The sequence below is a fragment of the Paenibacillus sp. MER TA 81-3 genome (assembly GCF_023713585.1).
GTDB classification, from domain to species: Bacteria; Bacillota; Bacilli; order Paenibacillales; family Paenibacillaceae; genus Paenibacillus_B; species Paenibacillus_B profundus.
Map to the genome: position 1 here is coordinate 186397 of NZ_JAMAWB010000006.1, position 16734 is coordinate 203130.

The following is a 16734-nucleotide window of genomic DNA, read 5'->3' on the forward strand; positions in this document are numbered from 1 at the left end:
GCTCTGAATCGAATAATCAGCTTGATAGGCCATAGAAAGGTCCGCTCATGCTATGTTGCGTATGGAAGCGACAGAGAATGAGCGGACTTTTTTGCTTGCTTTGGCATGGAGACGAGGTTATGTTTCGGTACCGCTTTGACGGTGGGCTTCGTTCATTTGTTTCATTTCTTCGAATAATGAGCGAACGGCAGCTTTGCCCTCTGGATGCGATTCATTCCAGTGGCGGGTCAGGTTCGGCATCGTCTTGTGCATATGATTGTACAGCGCCCATAACTTGACCTTCTCTACGGTGGCTTCATCAGAATGTCCGGTGAGAAGCTCCGCATATTTTACAATGAGCGCATCGAATGAAGCTGTCCAACTATGATTAGAATCGTTCATACAGCGACCTCCTCTACAGTTCGAGATAGATGTATGATCAGGCTACCATAACTTTGCCGGGAAAGAAAGTTGGAGGAGTTGACTCTTTTCGATATAATGAAGGCACACGTGGAAATACTTCCATAGAGAGGAACGATGCATGTTGAGTACAACCTTTGCTTCATTACAAATCAATGAGGAGCTGCTGGGACGGTTGCAGGCGAAGGAAATCGTCACGCCGACCCCGATCCAAGTCGAAGCGATTCCAGCTGCTCTCGCAGGCCGGGACGTGTTGGCCGGGTCACAGACGGGAACGGGAAAGACACTTGCCTATTTGCTTCCGCTTCTTATGAATATAGATAAGGATCAGCGGACAACGCAAGCCGTCGTCGTCGCTCCTACGCAAGAGCTTGCCATGCAAATTGTGCGGGAAGCGGAATACTATTGTGAGGGCAGCGGCATTCAAACGACTGCGCTTATCGGCGGTGCCGCCTTGAAACGGCAAGTGGAGAAATTAAAGGAGCGGCCTCAGCTCGTAGTCGGAACACCGGGACGGATACACGAGCTTATTGAAGTGCGCAAGCTGAAAATGCATGAGGTACGCACGATCGTCGTGGATGAAGTTGATCATGTCCTGCAAAAGGGCGGGGCTCGCGATACGGAGGCGATTATGCAAAGCGCTTTGCGTGACCGTCAGCTGCTGTTCTTCTCCGCTACGCTGCCGACGGAAGTAAAGACGCTGGCCGAGCGGTGGATGCGCGAGCCGCAGCATATCGGCATCGAGCCCGAGAAGCGGATAGCCGATACGATTCAGCATCTCGTGTTCGTAAGCGAGGAGCGCGACAAGATCGATACATTGCGCCGCCTCGTGCGCCATTGGAATCCGAAGCAGGCGATCATCTTTGTGAACGACATGAGCCAGATCGGCGAATGGGAAGCGAAGCTCGCTCACGTCGGACTGTCGGTCGCTTCCTTATATGGAGATGCGCCGAAGCAGGAGCGGGTCAATGTCATCCGCCGCTTCCGGGAGGGGCAATTCCAGCTGCTGCTAGCCACTGACATTGCTGCACGCGGCCTAGATATACCGGAGCTGCCGTACGTGTTCAGCGTGCAGCCTGCGTTTGATGCCGAGCACTACGTGCACAGGGCAGGCCGCACGGGACGTATGGGACGGCGCGGGACATCGGTAAACATCATTACATCGCGGGAGCGCTTCATCATGCGCAAATTCGAGCGCGAGCTTGGCATCGTCATTCAAGAGCGCGCCTACTATGACGGACGCATCTATGATCCGAACGATAAACGCGTAGCGAAGCCGACACGTTCCCGCCCGCGTGTCTCTGCCAATGAAAGTGATCCGCGCCCGAAAGGGGAGCGCCATCACGATCGGAAGAACAAAGGCGCTCCAAAATGGTTGAAGGAGAAGCGTCAACCGAAAAAATAACAGAAATAATAGGGATGGTCGGAGAAAGAGCCGCTGCACAAGAGAGTGCGGCGGCTTTTTTTGTAGAATTCCGGCGAATAAGCTAACAATAATCTTAAGTTTTTATCACAATAGTTGAATACTGGTAACGGAGCGATATACTTATTGGTGGAAAATGGAGAAAGGGGGATGAAATTTTGTCTGGAAAATGGAAAATCGCAATACTGATGTTAACCGTAATCGCTCTCATTAGCGGCTGCTTCGGGGAAAAGCCGGTATTGGAGGAACTAGGGGAAGACGGTAAGGGGAAACTTAAAGTACTGTACCACGACGAAAACAGCTTTTATCATGAATACGGCAATTATTTCAATGTGAAGTTTCCAGAAATCGAATTCGAAGTGATCAGCACGAATGAGATTTATGCGAACCTGGAAGGTCCAGTCGATTATAAGGCGGAGAAGAAGATCCTCGAAAAGTATAAGCCTGACGTTATGTTTCTCGATCAGGAGGCCTATTCCGAACATGCGCAGGAAGGCAAGCTATACAATCTGGATGCCGTAATTGCGCAGGAGAAGTTCGATTTAGAGGGTTATATGCCCGGCCTTATTGATATGATTCGCGAGAAAGGGAACGGATCTATGTACGGATTGACTCCGTCTTTCTATACGAATGTCATGTACTTTAATGCCGATCTGTTCAAGGAGCACGGCATCCAAGAGCCGAGCAACAAGATGACTTGGCAAGAAGTCATTGATTTGTCCAACCGCTTCGCCAATATCGGAACGGGAGAGGACCAAATATACGGAATCTATGAGGAATACGGTCAAGCGAATGACCTGCTGAGAAAAATCGCAGCCACTTCTTCGCTGCAGCTGGTCGATGCGAAGGGGGAGAAGCTGCTCATCAATTCCGACGGCTGGAAGAACGCCATTAAGACCACGGCGGATGCGGTACGGAGCAAGGCCATCCATGTTGCCCCGCCGCGCAACGATGAGGACGGACCTGTCTATATGCGGAACGACGATAATAAATTCCTGGCAGGCAAGGCCGCAATGGTTATAGAAGGACCATGGTATATAAACCAACTGAAAAACCGGAAGATGTACAATAAGAATGCCAAGGATTTCGATTGGGGCATTGTAACGGTTCCGATCGATCCGGCTTCGCCGGATACTTCCGCGACTGTCTATTTGAACGAACTTTACGCGATTTCCGCCGACTCCGCCAATAAGCGGGCGGCATGGGAATTCATTAAATTCGTCAATGGCCCGGAAGTGGCGAAGGCCGCTTCGCGGTCGATGGACGGCCGGATTCCGACACGCAATCAATTCTTCAAGGAAATGGACGGCAAGAGCATGGAAGCCTTTTATATGCTGAAGCCGAAAAACAGCGACACTTCATGGGGCAATGATAAAGTGCCGATGGAGTTCTACCAGCCATTCCGCAAACTGCAGGAGGAGGCGCTGCAAGCGGTTATTGACAATAAGAAGACGGTCGATGAGGCGCTAGCCGAGCTGCAGCAAAAAGGGGAGGCCGCGTTGATTAAAGCGCGGGAAGAAGAGAAGGCGCGCAAGGCAGCGGAGCAAGCCAAATCCGGCTCATCAAGCGATAAAGCGTCCGGCGAGGCGACCGAAGGGACAAGCGATACGAAATAAACGATAGGAAATTAACCGGTCCGCAACCGGATGATTCGAGCCAGAGAAGGTAAAGCCCGCCGCAGCATGAACGCTGCCGGCGGGCTTTGTCGCTTGTTCAGAAGGAAGCTGTCGGCTGTTTCGCTAGGGGTGCGGTGGCAAGCGGGGTATGACCAGTGCGGCGGGTTTTTTTGTAGAATTACGTCGAATAATCTTAAGTTTTATCACAATAAGTTTAAGTTTTTATCACACTTGTTGAATACTGGTAACGGCGCCGATATACTTATGGGTGGAAGATGGAGAAAGGGTGATGAAATTTTGTCTAGAAAATGGAAAATCGCAATACTGATGTTAACCGTAATCGCTCTCATTAGCGGCTGCTTTGGGGAAAAGCCGGTATTGGAGGAACTAGGGGAAGACGGTAAGGGGAAACTTAAAGTACTGTACCACGACGAAAACAGCTTTTATCGGGAATACGGCAATTATTTCAATGTAAAGTTTCCAGAAATCGAATTCGAAGTGATCAGCACGAATGAGATTTATGCGAACCAGGAAGGTCCGGTCGATTATAAGGCGGAGATGAAGAAGTTCCTCGACAAGCATAAGCCTGACGTTATGTTTCTCGATCAGGAGGCCTATTCCGAATATGCACAGGAAGGCAAGCTATACAACCTGGATGCGGTAATTGCGCAGGAGAAGTTCGATTTGGAGGGTTATATGCCCGGCCTCATTGATATGATTCGCGAGAAAGGGAACGGATCTATGTACGGATTGACTCCGTATTTCTATACGAATGTCATGTATTTTAATGCCGATCTGTTCAAGGAGCATGGCATCCAAGAGCCGAGCAACAAGATGACTTGGCAAGAAGTCATTGATTTGTCAAGCCGCTTCGCCAATATCGGAACGGGAGAGGACCAAATATACGGAATGTATGAGGAATATGGCCAAGCGGATCAACTGCTGAGCAAAATCGCAGCGACTTCTTCGCTGCAGCTGTTCGATGCGAAGGGGGAGAAGCTGCTCATCAATTCCGACGGCTGGAAGAACGCCATTAAGACCACGGCGGATGCAATACGAAGCAAGGCCATCTATGTTAACCCGCCGAGCAACGACGAGAACGGACCTGTCTATATGCGGAACGACGATAATAAATTTCTGGCAGGCAAGGCCGCAATGATTCTAGACGGACCATGGTATATGAACCAACTGAAAAACCGGAAGATGTACAATAAGGATGCCAAGGATTTCGATTGGGGCATTGTAACGGTTCCGATCGATCCGGCTTCGCCGGATACTTCCGCGACTGTCTATTTGAACGAACTTTACGCGATTTCCGCCGACTCCGCCAATAAGCGGGCGGCATGGGAATTCATTAAATTCGTCAATGGCCCGGAAGTGGCGAAGGCCGCTTCGCGGTCGATGGACGGCCGGATTCCGACGCGCAATCAATTCTTCAAGGAAGTGGACGGCAAGAGTATGGAAGCCTTCTATATGCTGAAGCCTAAAGATAGCAACACGTCCTGGGGCAATGAAAATGTGCCGATGGAGTTCTACCAGCCATTCCGCAAACTGGAGACGGAGGCGCTGCAAGCGGTTATTGACAACAAGAAGACGGTCGATGAGGCGGTAGCCGAGCTGCAGCAAAAAGGGGAGGCCGCGTTGATTAAAGCGCGGGAAGAAGAGAAGGCGCGCAAGGCGGCGGAGCAAGCCAAATCCGGCTCATCAAGCGATAAAGCGTCCGGCGAGGCGACCGAAGGAACAAGCGATACGAAATAAACGACAGGAAATTAACCGGTCCGCAACCGGATGATTCGAGCCAGAGAGGGTATGAAGCCCGCCGCAGCATGAACGCTGCTGGCGGGCTTTGTCGCTTGTTACGAAGGAAGCCGTCGGCTGCTTCGTCACATGATACCGAGTAATTAGTGGCGGACGTTACGATGCCGAACACGCTACCCATAGGAGACACGTAGGTGATGGCCGTCGATCGGTGGCATTCGCTTCCTTCTTCGCTGTCCGGTATAATAATCCTTGAGGTGAAACAAATGGAACCTTTATTGCAAATTGATCGCCTGACTGGCGGGTATAGCATCGGCAGACCGGTGCTGCACGATATAACTTTTAATGTAAACGCAGGTGAAATGGTCGGACTTATCGGATTGAATGGTGCAGGGAAGAGCACGACGATGAAGCATATTCTCGGTTTGCTGGAGCCGCATTCGGGCAAGGTGCGTCTGCAGGGGCGTGCGCTCTCTGAAGCTCCGGAAGCTTACCGGGCTGCACTTGCTTACGTGCCGGAATCTCCGATATTGTATGATGCGCTAACTGTGCGCGAGCATCTCGTCTGGACAGCAACCGCTTATGGCGTGGAGCAGACATTATTCGAGAAGCGGATGGCGGAGCTGGCCGATCTATTCCAGATGAAGCCGCATCTGGACAAGGCGGCACAGCACTTGTCGAAGGGGATGAAGCAGAAGACGATGCTGATGTGCGCGTTTGCCGTTCGTCCGCCACTATATATCATTGACGAACCGTTTCTCGGACTGGATCCGTTAGGCATCCGCTCACTCTTGCAATATATGAAGGGCGTAAAGGAAGAAGGCGCTTCGCTATTGGTAAGCTCTCATATTTTATCAACCATCGAGCATTATTGTGATCAATTCGTGCTTCTTCATCATGGGCGAGTCATGGGAGCGGGAACCGTTCATGAGCTTCAGCATCAATTGGCTCACCGTTCAGGGGAGGCGGCCACACAACGATTGGAAGACCTCTTCTACGCTTGGGTCGGGGGAGACGATGCATCGGGCGGTGGACTAACATGGAACGAGTAGAGAGCGAAATGCGCCCAACTAAGCTGCCGGTTATGGAGGCAGAAGCCTTATGGCAGCTGCGGGTACGACGATTTTTGGGAAAAGTGTTGCCTTACCTGCGTTACGTCATTCAGAGCGGGCTGGGACTGGTCATTGTCTTTGGATTCGTGTCAGGAGTGGCGCTGTATGCCTCGTTTCTGGATCGGATTCCGCCTTCTTTCCCTGTGCGGGAATTGGCGTTGGTGCTCTTGGCGCCTGCAGCCGCATATACGACGTACCGCACCTTCCTGGAGCCAGCGGATCTAGTGTTCCTGCTGCGCATGGAGCATCAGCTGGGAGCTTATATGAAGCGGAGCGTACGCTACAGCCTCTGGCCGCGTATGCTGCTCTTGGTTGCGAGCTGGTGTGTGCTGTGGCCGTTGTATAACCGTGCAGACGCGGAGCCAAAGGGTTTTCTCCTCTCGTTGGCGGTGCTGCTGCTCTTTAAAGCGGTTGCCGCTTTCGGCGCTTGGAAAGAACGTCACATCGTTGATCCGAAGTGGCGTCTTAGCAGTCGGCTGTTTCGCTATATATGGGCTTGGGGTGCGGTGGCATGCTGGTTATGGCTCAGCATCCCCTTGGCCGCTCTGTCCTCCGGGATCGCCGGAATTGTCTATATTGCGTGGCTGCTTACGCGGCGCACACTGCATTTCCCGTGGGAGGCGCACATTGCAGCAGAGAAGGTCCACGAGGGACGCGTCTATTTGTTCTTAAGCGGCTTCGTCGATATGCCGGCTGCGGAAGAACGCCGCTATGCAAGACCGTGGCTCAAGCGGTACGGAGACCGCTTTGCGTTCACACCGCAGGCAGCCTACCGATATCTGCTGGCCAAAACATTCGCCAGAAGCGAGCTGCTGGGCATTATGCTTCGATTGAACGGATTGGGACTGCTGCTGTTAATCTGGACAAGAGACTCTGAATGGAGCGGGCTCTTATATGGTTTATTCGTATTTGTTATCGGCGCACAGCTTAAGACTCTGTTCACGTATCACCGTCATGATGTATGGCGCACGATATATCCGATACCGTTGAATGCACGCCATAAAGCGGCGCTCGATATGAGCACCCGCATTCACTTGGCATCCGCCGTGGTGTTAACATTACCGTTATGGTTCGGAACGACGTCGTGGAGCTTTAAGCTGACAGTGTTGGCTGGCGGCGCGGTCATCGCGCTCCTATCTCGCATGAAGCGAGCCCGCGCACGTACAGAGGATGAGGAGTAATGCTAGCTTTAAGCTGACCTGTGAGTAAGGGGAAATCGTTGCTTGCTTCACCGAACGAGGACAAGAGCTTGTGGCGGCTGCATTACATATGGATAAACGGCAAATGAGTTTTTTGATGAAACCGCTCCTTTCGACAATCACGTGATGTGATTGCCGGAAGGCGGTTTTTTTTCGATCACGCTGAGAAAGGAACAAGGTTGAAATTACGCAGACATACGAAATCGATTTACTTTGCTCATGTATTTAGTGCACTCTATTCTGAACGGAGAAGGTATGTCCTTACGCATCTCTTTTGCCCACTCTCCCCATCATTCAGGTTGCATCACTTTGTCCCTGCACACGGATCGTAATCAAGTGTGGAAAGTACTCAAGTATAGAAGTGAACAAGTTGGCCAGGCGGGCTATCCTTCCGTCACGGTTCCGGCTGGTTATGAACATAATAGCAGACCTTATAATGTTACGTTTCTGGGGAAGCCGTATACGGAGCCAGCCAGTGCTGTGCAGTATGCGTATGAATTCGAACAGGCGATGCGAAAGCGGGCCGTCTTGAATAGAGAAGTTCGGGACATAAAAAAGAATTTACAAGTTATGGGGCATAAGATACCATTTAGGTATTAATGGTTGTGGGAGGATATACCATTCATGCAGATCGAGACGGATGAAGAGAAGGAGCAGCGAACAGGACGGAACCGGCGTCATTTTTATTTGCGAATGAGTATTTTTTTCTTTGTTACATTTCTCGTCTTTACCGTATTGATTGTGCGAATCGCCCTGCTGCAATTTGTTCAAGGACCCGAATTAAGAAGCCAAATGCTAAAAATCGGCACGAAGAGCATTGAAATGTCTCCGATACGGGGCAGCATTTTTGAGGCTGCCGGCAATAAACTGGCATATTCGGTACCGACCCATTCACTATATTTTAAAATGGAGAAAAATTATAAGCCAGAGGAAGCGCTGCTCATTGCGGATCAGATCGTATCGGTGTTTAAGCGCTACGGCGATCCGAATATACCGATGACGAAGCAGATGGTGTACGATCAGATGGACATCGGTTCCCGGGTCAATTACGGCTATGTCCCGCGCAGAATCAAAATCGATTTAACTAAGAAAGAAATCGCTTACTTTTTGGAAAATAGGGATACATACCCGTATATCGATATAATCGAAGAAGGCATCCGGCAGTATGATGAGGACAAGGTCGCTCCGCAAATCGTTGGATATTTGCGCAGATACAATACAGCGAAACAGCATGTGGGCGCCTATAAGCGCATTGATAACGAGAAGCGGGATCCCGAACGCAAATATTTGGAGAACGAGTTCGTCGGCTTCGACGGCATTGAACTAATGTATCAGGAAGAGCTGCGGGGATCAAACGGGATCAAAACGTATCCCGTCAATTCAAACAATAGGATTATCGGGCCATTGGAGCTGATCAAGCCGGAAAAAGGATTGGACGTTCATCTCACGCTGCATAAGGATGTGCAATTAAAGACGCAAGCAGCTATCGAGAAACATCTTGTCAAGCTGCGCAGCTCCAACATTAAGGCGGAACGGGCGCCGAATGCCATTACGGGCTATGCGGTCGCCATGGAGGTGAAGACGGGCAACATTATCGCAATGGTGAATGTGCCTGACTATAATACGAACATTTGGCGCACGGGGAGGATCAGTGAAGAGGCTTTAAAGCACATTGGCTCGAATCAATATAACGGCACTGTGCGTGAGGTGTTCCAAGATTACGGAAGCAAAAAAGAAAACAACCTTCATCCGTCGTCACTCGTCTATCTCGGGTCTACGATGAAGCCGTTGACGGTGCTTATTGGACTGCAAGAAGGCTTGATTCATCCGTCTACGACGTACCGTGACATCGGGTATGCTGAGTTCGGGCGCAAAGGGAAAGAGGCTAGAGTACATAACGCTTCAAGGTATGCCCTCGGCATGATGGACCCCGCGCGGTCTCTTTCATCATCCTCGAATGCCTTTATGGTCGACAAGATTGGAAATCCGCTCTATTTGAAATACGGAAAAGAAAAAGGACTTGAAATATGGGATAGCTATATGAAGGCATTCGGGCTCGGCATCCATACGGGAAGCGGCTTTCCAGCGGAGTCAGAGGGCATTCTCGATTATATGCAGGAGAATCAGACGGGGCAGGCTTCGCTTGCCTACGCGTCGTTCGGACAGCAAGGAAAATATACGACGCTGCAGTTGGCACAGTATACGGCGACGCTGGCTAATCACGGGAAACGGCTGAAGCCGCAGTTCGTATCGAAAATTACCGATGCAAACGGGAATACAGTAAAGCAGATGAAGCCAGAAGTTCTCAGTGAAATGAAGTTCAAGCAACAATATTGGGACACGGTGGAAAAAGGAATGCTGGGTGTCGGGGTACAGGGCTTCGACGGCTTTCCGTACAAATTCGTGCGCAAGACGGGTACGTCGGAACAGTCGATTGCAGGCCGGAAGGAGATGGTGGAGAATGCGGTCTTCATCGCGTATGCTCCTGCCGACGATCCGGTGCTGGCTGTCGCCGTCGTCGTGCCTGAAGGTGGGTATGGCGCCTGGGGTGCGGCTCCGATAGCAAGGCGCATGTTCGATGCGTATGATGAACATGTCGGCTTGACGGGCAAGCCGAGGAAGTAGAGGGGATACATAACAGGGAGAGGGGGGCTAACTCAATCACCCTCTCCTTATGTCAATAACGTGCATCATTGCCCTGCACGTACTTTGTATCACACTATACCGATCTGCACCTCATTCTGCTGCGCTATATTGCGTTGGACTTGAGGATATCTGCCGCATAGCTGCCCGGAGGCTGCTCTGAGTGAAATGGCGCGACGTCACAAGGCAGTAGACGGTGAAGCGTACGGACAAATCGCACGGTGCCGGTCTTGGAGCGAAGGACAAGGGAATGCGTTTCCGCGTAATGATCCTGCGTCATGCGTACGCCTTGCAGTACATCGCCCGGCGTAATTCCTGTTGCGGCAAACAGCACATCGCCGTACCCAGATAAGTCTTCCGTCATCAGGAGCCGATCCAGCTGACGGATGCCCATTTGCAAGCAGCGTTCCACTTCTTCATCATTCGAAGGCAGCAGACGCGCTTGCAACTCGCCGCCAAGACAGCGCAACGCTGCTGCAGCCAGCACGCCTTCTGGAGCGCCTCCTGATCCGACATAGAGATCAACACCCGATTCTGAAAAGGCGGTGGCCATTGCGCCGGCGACATCGCCTGCATTTAGCAGCTTCAAGCGCACGCCCGTTGCCCGGAGACATTCAATCTGCTTCGCATGCCGTTCACGATCGAGAATAGAGACCGTCATTTCCGACAGGTCACGCTTGAGTACAGCGGCAGCTTTCTTCACCGTTACATCGAGTGGATCGTCCAGGTGAAGGCAGCCGCGCAGCTGTGGTCCGCAGGCGAGCTTCTGCATATACATGTCAGGTGCATGGAGGAGCTGGCCGGAGTCCGCAACGGCAAGGACGGACAGGGCGCCATTCAATCCTTTCGCGACTAATTCGGTTCCTTCCACCGGATCGACGGCCACATCCGCATGAGAGCCTGCCCCGGAACCAACTGGTTCACCTATATAAAGCATCGGCGCTTCATCCATTTCCCCTTCACCGATGACGACTTGTCCCCGTATCGGAACACTTTCGAACATGTGCCGCATAATGCTGGTCGCAGCACCGTCCGCTTCCTCTGTATTTCCCCGGCCAACCCACCGCGAAGCGGCTAGTGCGGCTGCTTCAGTAACACGGATGCACTCTAAGCTCAATTGTCTGTCCATGCTGATCTCCCCCCACGTTTTAAATATGACGTACTAAATGAATTATATATTGCGTCTTATTAGATAATATGATATAAAATATGGAAAAGCAATTGGTTAATTCACACATGCTGAAAAATTGTTGCATGAATACGATACTTTAAGGCGTCATATTTATAGGGTATCTCACTAATGAATTCGCTCACATGAAAGAAATATGACAGCATATTTTAATAGTGCGAGTTCAAAAAGGTCACTTTTCAGCCGAGAAGTACAAGAGGATACCCATCACAAACTTATGGAGAGGTGGATGTCCGATGGAACACGGGCAGAGTCAATTATTGGGCATTATCTTGTGTAAACGTTGCAAGCGAATTATTGCAGAGCAGGATACAGAAAGAGTCATGATGTACTACATGGAATGCGGCTCGCATGACTGTCAAGAGCAGCTTTGCGCGGAGAGAGAGGTACAGCACCTTGAAATCTAATATGAATCACGCGGAGCGGTGGTTCGCCCCCTCGGAAGCTGCAAACTCCGTCCAGGCTACGCTTGAAGAGAATACCTTTAAGCTGATTTCAATGCGACAGCGAGCGGTGCACAATGTCGGCTATGTATGGGAGGAGACCCGTGATTTGCAAGAGCGGCAAGGCGTGCAGACGGTTGCCCGATGTGCGCATCTGCTCGAAATGCAGGCTGCCATTGCGATTGGCTGCTCCACCTTATTCGTTATACCGGGACAACAGCCATTCATGAATGCCGAGAGACAGCGTCTTGTGCGTGAGGTGTTGGTCTCTGGAACCGTGACAGAGCGTTGTGCCGCGCTTCACAAATTAGTGCCATTCATGACAGCAGAGTATGAACAGCTTCTGATGACGGCCGGTGAACATTCAGGCATACACATGTATGTTATGCTTGCTGATGCGCCACTGATAGAAATGCTTCCGGCTCTATCTGACCTGGAACAGCGTATGGAGGTGCTGCAGCGATTGGCTGCAGAGACCGATGATTCCTACGAACAGCAGCGCTTGCACCAGCAGTGGCTGAAGCTAAAGCAATGCAAGCAATGGCTTCATAATGTTTTTCCTGAACCAATGAACATTTCCGGAGTCGTTCCGGAATGGATAGATATGCAAGCGGAGGCATTATTCCGTGCAGAGAAGCGCGCACATGACCGCGGTCGGGACGTGCGCATTTCCGTTCTGCTGCCTTTTGCTGGCGGTGAATGGAAGCAGCATGCACAGCTCGTGCGTACTGCTGCTGAACAAATCCGGTGCCACGATGTGAAGCGGGACTTACCGCTTGTTGGGGTATGGCTGCATTCCGGTATTTCTCAAGATGAGAACAGCGGATTGTTGCGGGATATGACTGAGGCGGATGTCGTATGGGTATGCTCCGAACAAGTCAATTATGGGTGATAGATAATAATGCGCGTGTGAGAAATGCTCTTCGTGTGAGGGGGAGTGTTTCTTGCTGCGTGTTAAACTATTGTACGAAGCGAGGGGATTGAAGTAAGATAGAACTAATCGAAACCGTATGCAGCAAATGACGAAATTTGAAGGAGGTTTGCGCCATACAACTCACACCGCGTCAATCTGAAATAGTGCAACTGGTCAAACGCCTCGCGCCGATTACCGGTGACCTAATCGCCGAGCAGCTTGGCGTAAGCCGACCGACCATTCGTTCCGATCTATCTGTACTCGTTATGTTAGGTTATTTGGATGCCAAGCCTAAAGTCGGTTATTTCTTGGGAAACATCTCGCAGAGTGCCGCGCCGCAGCCGATCGATATCCGCGTGCAGGACGTGCAGTCCATGCCTGTCATTGTAAGAGAGACATCTTCGGTACATGATGCGGTCGTCGCTTTGTTTTTGGAAAATGTGGGCAGCCTTATCGTTGCAGACGAAGAAGGGATGCTGCTCGGTGTCGTATCACGAAAAGATCTGCTGAAGGTCACACTTGGAAATACGATGGCAGGGACGATGCCGATTAGCTTTGTCATGACCCGTACACCGCTAATTACGGCGCAACCGCAAGATTCGATCCTTGATGCCGCTAAAAAAATGGACGAGCATGATATTGATACACTGCCCGTTGTCGTTCCTCAGCAAGGAGACGCTGTGACGGAGAAGTGGGAAGTCGTGGGACGCGTAACGAAGACGACGATATTGAAAGTGTTCCTTCGCCATATGAAGGGATGGTAAAGGAAGGGGAACCTTTAAATGGATGGACTCAGCCAGCAATCTCCATATGTCATTACCGTATGTTCCGATTCGGTAGGGGAAACTGCGGAAAGTGTCGTACGGGCGACCGTACGCCAATTTCAAGGTCATGAGGTAAAGATCAAGCGGGTCAGTCATATAAAGCATGAGGATGAAATTCGGACTGTGATGGAGCAGGTTAGCAGTGAGGGCGGCTTTGTCGTATATACGCTGGTGCAGCCAGAATTGCGCGAGATGATGAAGGAAGAAGCCATCCGGCTAGGTGTGCGCGCCGTCGATATTATGGGTCCGATGATGCAAGCGTTTATCGACACGTTCAACGATGCGCCCCGCAGACAGCCGGGCTTGCTGCATCAGATGGACGACGATTATTTCCGGAGAATGGAAGCGATTGAATTCACCGTCAAATGCGATGACGGGCGAGACACGACGGCAATTTTGGAAGCTGACATCGTGCTTGTCGGCGTATCCCGTACTTCGAAGACCCCTTTAAGCATGTTTCTTAGTCACAAGGGATATAAAGTAGCGAATGTACCGCTCGTACCCGAAGTGAAACCGCCTCAGGAAATGTACCAAATCTCCGGCGATCGCATCTTCATGCTGACGATGAGCGCCGAGCAGTTGCTGCGTATCAGGGAAGAACGGCTCAAGTCATTGGGACTTCCGAACGGATCCAGTTACGTGTCCTCGGAGCGGATTCAAGAAGAACTACATTATGGAAGCATGCTAGCGGATGCATGGAAGTGCCATGTGCTGGATGTGTCGGATAAGGCTATTGAAGAAACAGCCAATATTGTAGTCCGCTTGCTGCTGTCGTAAACGAAAGGCTGACGAACCTCCAAGGAGCGTCAGCCTTCGTCGATCAGAATAAGCGCTTCAGCTCCAGTCGAATCGCGATTTGGCTATCTTCGTCTAGCTGCGTAATATCCGGAATGATCCCTATTTCGTTCCCATCGCTATTCCGAACGGATAAATAACGTTCCGCATGAGAGAAGGGAAACACGGCCAAATGACAAATGAGAAAAAGAGTACAAAAGGGGCGGGAACAAGCGCGAGCAGCGTAAGCTGCCAATTCATTGAAGCCATCATGGTGAAGATAGAACAGAACAGGAGCAATTGGCTGGATACATGGATAATGCCACCGTTTGGGCCAATCATCTGCTGATGGAACCGGGATATCTTCGCCTTTGGCGAGAGCTTGCAGGAGGCGGCAGGCGAAGGAGAACTATACGCTTTCCATTGAAGTGTACCTGACAAGCACTTGCGCTCCTCGTTCCGTATCAACGACAAGCGAGCCGCCGCCTATCGCATCGACAATTCGCGCTCCCGTCATCGTTGATGGATAATCTGTCAATGACTTTCCCTTGCTGTCGGCATAGAATGATGTCCGTGTCATAGATAAGCAGCCAGCGTTCGGATAACGTGGCATCATCGTTCACATCCGCTTTACCGCAGAACAGCAGTTCGGATGAGCTGTAGCCAGCCGTTGGTAACGGCGGCGCTTCAATCAAATACAAGGTTGTTCGTGCCTTCTTTGAAAAGGAAGAGTGGAAAAGAAGATAATGTTGGTAAATTGTAACACACTCAAGCATCGTTTAGGAGTTGTATCTTTCATGAAAATACGGTTAGAAAAACAATCAAAACGATAGTGCTCTAAATGCATGAAGCCGGCAGCGAGTTGCTGCCGACTTCATGCGGTATATAAACATGGGAATCAACTTATTTCGTCAAGTCAATGACTCCTTGATAAATCGTGTCAAATAATTGTTCCAGATGCTCCTCTTCAATGCAGGAGAAGGCAATGCGCAGATCGGTTTCGCCAAGCGCGATAGTGCCTACGCCATACTGGTTCAAAAGATGGGTGCGAAGCGTCTCCGCTTGCACGGTGTTCAACTTCAAGCACATGAAATAACCGGAGTTGAACGGGTAATAGCTCCATATGTCTCCGTATTTTCCACTATCGAGCAAAGACTTCACTTTGTTGGCGCGGGATTTCATGATGTTGAACTTTTCTTGCTTCTGCGCATCGAAGTCGGGAGATTGCAGCGCGTGAAGCACGAAGGTCTGCGAAGGATGCGGCCCGCTGGAAATAGTCGCGCGAATAATGCCAAGCGTCTTCTGTTCAAGCGCGGATAGCAGTGCTTCGGACTCGGCGGCATACGTGATGAACCCGACACGGAAGCCCCATACATATTCTTCTTTCGTTGCGCCGTCTATTTTCACAGGCAGTACGTTCGGATGAAGGGATGCCAGACTGCCGAACAATGATTCATGCATGGAATCTTCAAAGAACAAGCCGAAGTAGGCATCGTCCGTCACGACGACAAGCCGCATTCCGGCTTCGGCCGCTTCCTGAATCGCAGCGACGATCGCTTGTCCTTCTTCTCGACCCGGCGTGTATCCTGTAGGGTTGTTCGGGAAGTTGAGCACGACGATAGCTTTGCCTTTCTTCCGGTTGGCTAGCAGCGCATCACGCAATCCATCGCTGTTGAATTTCCATTCTTCATTGTAGAGCGGATAGTACACCATCTCCGCACCGCGGCGGATGCCGAAGGTCAGGTCATAGTTCTCCCAATTTTTATCCGGCATGATGACGACGTCGCCCTCATCAGCGAACAAGTCGGCTGCGATACTTAAACCATGCGTCAGCGCATTGGTCACAATCGGGTTGCTTATTTGCTTGCCTGCTAGCGAAGGATTCTCCTTCAGCATCTTCTCGCGCCACAGCTTGCGCAGCTCCGGCTTGCCAGCCGGCGGTGCATACGGATAAATATCTTTCGGGTTAAAGGCGGAAAGCGAATCTTGAATGACACGAAGGTGCATCGGAGTTCCGCCTTCGGTCGCGATGCCGATCGTTGCGTTGAAAGCCTTCGCTTTGCTCGCTGCTTCCGCGGATTGGCTCAGAATGCCTTCCTTAGGGAAGTAGATCTGCTGAGCGAGGCGGGAGAGCATGGCATAAATGTTCGGATTGTCTTGGCGAATCGTTTCATTCAATTGTTGAGACAGTGGGTTCATGTATCGTCCATCCTTCCAACATCGTTCTTTTAGTGGCGGTTCAAAAAGCGCCCCTTTTTATCACGAAGTATACCTTGAACAGGCGCCCTTGAAGCTTACATAACTTTTTCCTATTATATCATCATTTTTCCACATTCGTCACGAAGGATTAGATTCAGCGGCGCTCTTGCAAAAGCATGTACAAATTGTGACTTCAGGTGGTAGTATAGTAAAATAGTGCAAACTTTTCGAATAAAGATGCA

At 50.8% G+C, this 16734-nt stretch carries 16 protein-coding genes; 10 read left to right on the forward strand and 6 right to left on the reverse strand.

Features of this window, described 5'->3' with window-relative positions; all coding sequences use genetic code 11:
* Nucleotides 1-117: 117 nt before the first annotated feature.
* A complete protein-coding gene (locus M3650_RS10430) occupies nucleotides 118-381 on the reverse strand; it encodes a DUF2573 family protein (RefSeq protein WP_251574497.1) in 264 nt (87 codons plus the stop codon).
* A gap of 139 nt (nucleotides 382-520) precedes the next feature.
* Between M3650_RS10430 and M3650_RS10435 the strand changes: the two genes are divergently transcribed.
* The 6 genes from M3650_RS10435 to M3650_RS10460 all read left to right on the forward strand — a co-directional run bounded on the left by M3650_RS10435 (nucleotide 521) and on the right by M3650_RS10460 (nucleotide 10132).
* Nucleotides 521-1804 carry a DEAD/DEAH box helicase gene (locus M3650_RS10435; protein WP_019423679.1) on the forward strand — a complete coding sequence of 428 codons (1284 nt, stop codon included), beginning with the start codon at nucleotides 521-523 and terminating at the stop codon, nucleotides 1802-1804.
* 176 nt (nucleotides 1805-1980) lie between these two features.
* On the forward strand, nucleotides 1981-3438 hold the full coding sequence (locus M3650_RS10440) for an ABC transporter substrate-binding protein (protein ID WP_251574498.1): 1458 nt from the start codon (nucleotides 1981-1983) through the stop codon (nucleotides 3436-3438).
* 297 nt (nucleotides 3439-3735) lie between these two features.
* Entirely contained in the window at nucleotides 3736-5196 is a 1461-nt protein-coding gene (locus tag M3650_RS10445) for an ABC transporter substrate-binding protein (protein ID WP_251574505.1), read from the forward strand.
* 266 nt (nucleotides 5197-5462) lie between these two features.
* A complete protein-coding gene (locus tag M3650_RS10450) occupies nucleotides 5463-6248 on the forward strand; it encodes an ABC transporter ATP-binding protein (protein WP_251574507.1) in 786 nt (261 codons plus the stop codon).
* The gene (locus M3650_RS10455; protein ID WP_251574509.1) at nucleotides 6236-7489 is read left to right on the forward strand and encodes an ABC transporter permease; all 1254 of its coding nucleotides are present in this window, start codon (nucleotides 6236-6238) and stop codon (nucleotides 7487-7489) included. Before M3650_RS10450 ends, M3650_RS10455 begins: the two co-directional genes overlap by 13 nt.
* 642 nt (nucleotides 7490-8131) lie before the next feature.
* On the forward strand, nucleotides 8132-10132 hold the full coding sequence (locus M3650_RS10460; RefSeq protein ID WP_251574510.1) for a peptidoglycan D,D-transpeptidase FtsI family protein: 2001 nt from the start codon (nucleotides 8132-8134) through the stop codon (nucleotides 10130-10132).
* A 124-nt stretch (nucleotides 10133-10256) separates the two neighbouring features.
* On the opposite strand, the gene glpX is transcribed toward M3650_RS10460, so the two are convergent.
* Nucleotides 10257-11279 carry a class II fructose-bisphosphatase gene (gene glpX, locus M3650_RS10465; RefSeq protein ID WP_251574512.1) on the reverse strand — a complete coding sequence of 341 codons (1023 nt, stop codon included), beginning with the start codon at nucleotides 11277-11279 and terminating at the stop codon, nucleotides 10257-10259.
* A 296-nt stretch (nucleotides 11280-11575) separates the two neighbouring features.
* Here glpX and M3650_RS10470 point away from each other — a divergent pair, with 296 nt between their 5' ends.
* The 4 genes from M3650_RS10470 to M3650_RS10485 all read left to right on the forward strand — a co-directional run bounded on the left by M3650_RS10470 (nucleotide 11576) and on the right by M3650_RS10485 (nucleotide 14296).
* Complete coding sequence (locus M3650_RS10470; RefSeq protein ID WP_251574514.1) at nucleotides 11576-11746, forward strand: GapA-binding peptide SR1P; 171 nt, start codon at nucleotides 11576-11578, stop codon at nucleotides 11744-11746.
* Nucleotides 11736-12674 carry a phosphoenolpyruvate protein kinase gene (locus tag M3650_RS10475; RefSeq protein WP_251574516.1) on the forward strand — a complete coding sequence of 313 codons (939 nt, stop codon included), beginning with the start codon at nucleotides 11736-11738 and terminating at the stop codon, nucleotides 12672-12674. Before M3650_RS10470 ends, M3650_RS10475 begins: the two co-directional genes overlap by 11 nt.
* 137 nt (nucleotides 12675-12811) lie before the next feature.
* The gene (locus tag M3650_RS10480; RefSeq protein WP_251574518.1) at nucleotides 12812-13459 is read left to right on the forward strand and encodes a helix-turn-helix transcriptional regulator; all 648 of its coding nucleotides are present in this window, start codon (nucleotides 12812-12814) and stop codon (nucleotides 13457-13459) included.
* An 18-nt stretch (nucleotides 13460-13477) separates the two neighbouring features.
* Complete coding sequence (locus M3650_RS10485) at nucleotides 13478-14296, forward strand: pyruvate, water dikinase regulatory protein (RefSeq protein ID WP_251574520.1); 819 nt, start codon at nucleotides 13478-13480, stop codon at nucleotides 14294-14296.
* A 43-nt stretch (nucleotides 14297-14339) separates the two neighbouring features.
* On the opposite strand, the gene M3650_RS10490 is transcribed toward M3650_RS10485, so the two are convergent.
* The 4 genes from M3650_RS10490 to M3650_RS10505 all read right to left on the reverse strand — a co-directional run bounded on the left by M3650_RS10490 (nucleotide 14340) and on the right by M3650_RS10505 (nucleotide 16492).
* Entirely contained in the window at nucleotides 14340-14480 is a 141-nt protein-coding gene (locus tag M3650_RS10490; RefSeq protein ID WP_251574677.1) for a DUF1854 domain-containing protein, read from the reverse strand.
* A complete protein-coding gene (locus tag M3650_RS10495; RefSeq protein ID WP_251574687.1) occupies nucleotides 14417-14734 on the reverse strand; it encodes a hypothetical protein in 318 nt (105 codons plus the stop codon). Before M3650_RS10495 ends, M3650_RS10490 begins: the two co-directional genes overlap by 64 nt.
* 23 nt (nucleotides 14735-14757) lie before the next feature.
* On the reverse strand, nucleotides 14758-14994 hold the full coding sequence (locus M3650_RS10500) for a hypothetical protein (protein WP_251574689.1): 237 nt from the start codon (nucleotides 14992-14994) through the stop codon (nucleotides 14758-14760).
* A 202-nt stretch (nucleotides 14995-15196) separates the two neighbouring features.
* A complete protein-coding gene (locus tag M3650_RS10505; RefSeq protein ID WP_251574522.1) occupies nucleotides 15197-16492 on the reverse strand; it encodes an aminotransferase class I/II-fold pyridoxal phosphate-dependent enzyme in 1296 nt (431 codons plus the stop codon).
* Nucleotides 16493-16734: the final 242 nt, after the last annotated feature.

What these genes read in the sequence shown, in the direction of transcription:
- M3650_RS10430 (WP_251574497.1), bottom strand. Translation starts at nt 381, where the DNA reads ATGAACGATTCTAATCATAGTTGGACAGCTTCATTCGATGCGCTCATT.
- M3650_RS10435 (WP_019423679.1), top strand. Translation starts at nt 521, where the DNA reads ATGTTGAGTACAACCTTTGCTTCATTACAAATCAATGAGGAGCTGCTG.
- M3650_RS10450 (WP_251574507.1), top strand. Translation starts at nt 5,463, where the DNA reads ATGGAACCTTTATTGCAAATTGATCGCCTGACTGGCGGGTATAGCATC.
- M3650_RS10455 (WP_251574509.1), top strand. Translation starts at nt 6,236, where the DNA reads ATGGAACGAGTAGAGAGCGAAATGCGCCCAACTAAGCTGCCGGTTATG.
- M3650_RS10460 (WP_251574510.1), top strand. Translation starts at nt 8,132, where the DNA reads ATGCAGATCGAGACGGATGAAGAGAAGGAGCAGCGAACAGGACGGAAC.
- glpX (WP_251574512.1), bottom strand. Translation starts at nt 11,279, where the DNA reads ATGGACAGACAATTGAGCTTAGAGTGCATCCGTGTTACTGAAGCAGCC.
- M3650_RS10470 (WP_251574514.1), top strand. Translation starts at nt 11,576, where the DNA reads ATGGAACACGGGCAGAGTCAATTATTGGGCATTATCTTGTGTAAACGT.
- M3650_RS10485 (WP_251574520.1), top strand. Translation starts at nt 13,478, where the DNA reads ATGGATGGACTCAGCCAGCAATCTCCATATGTCATTACCGTATGTTCC.
- M3650_RS10505 (WP_251574522.1), bottom strand. Translation starts at nt 16,492, where the DNA reads ATGAACCCACTGTCTCAACAATTGAATGAAACGATTCGCCAAGACAAT.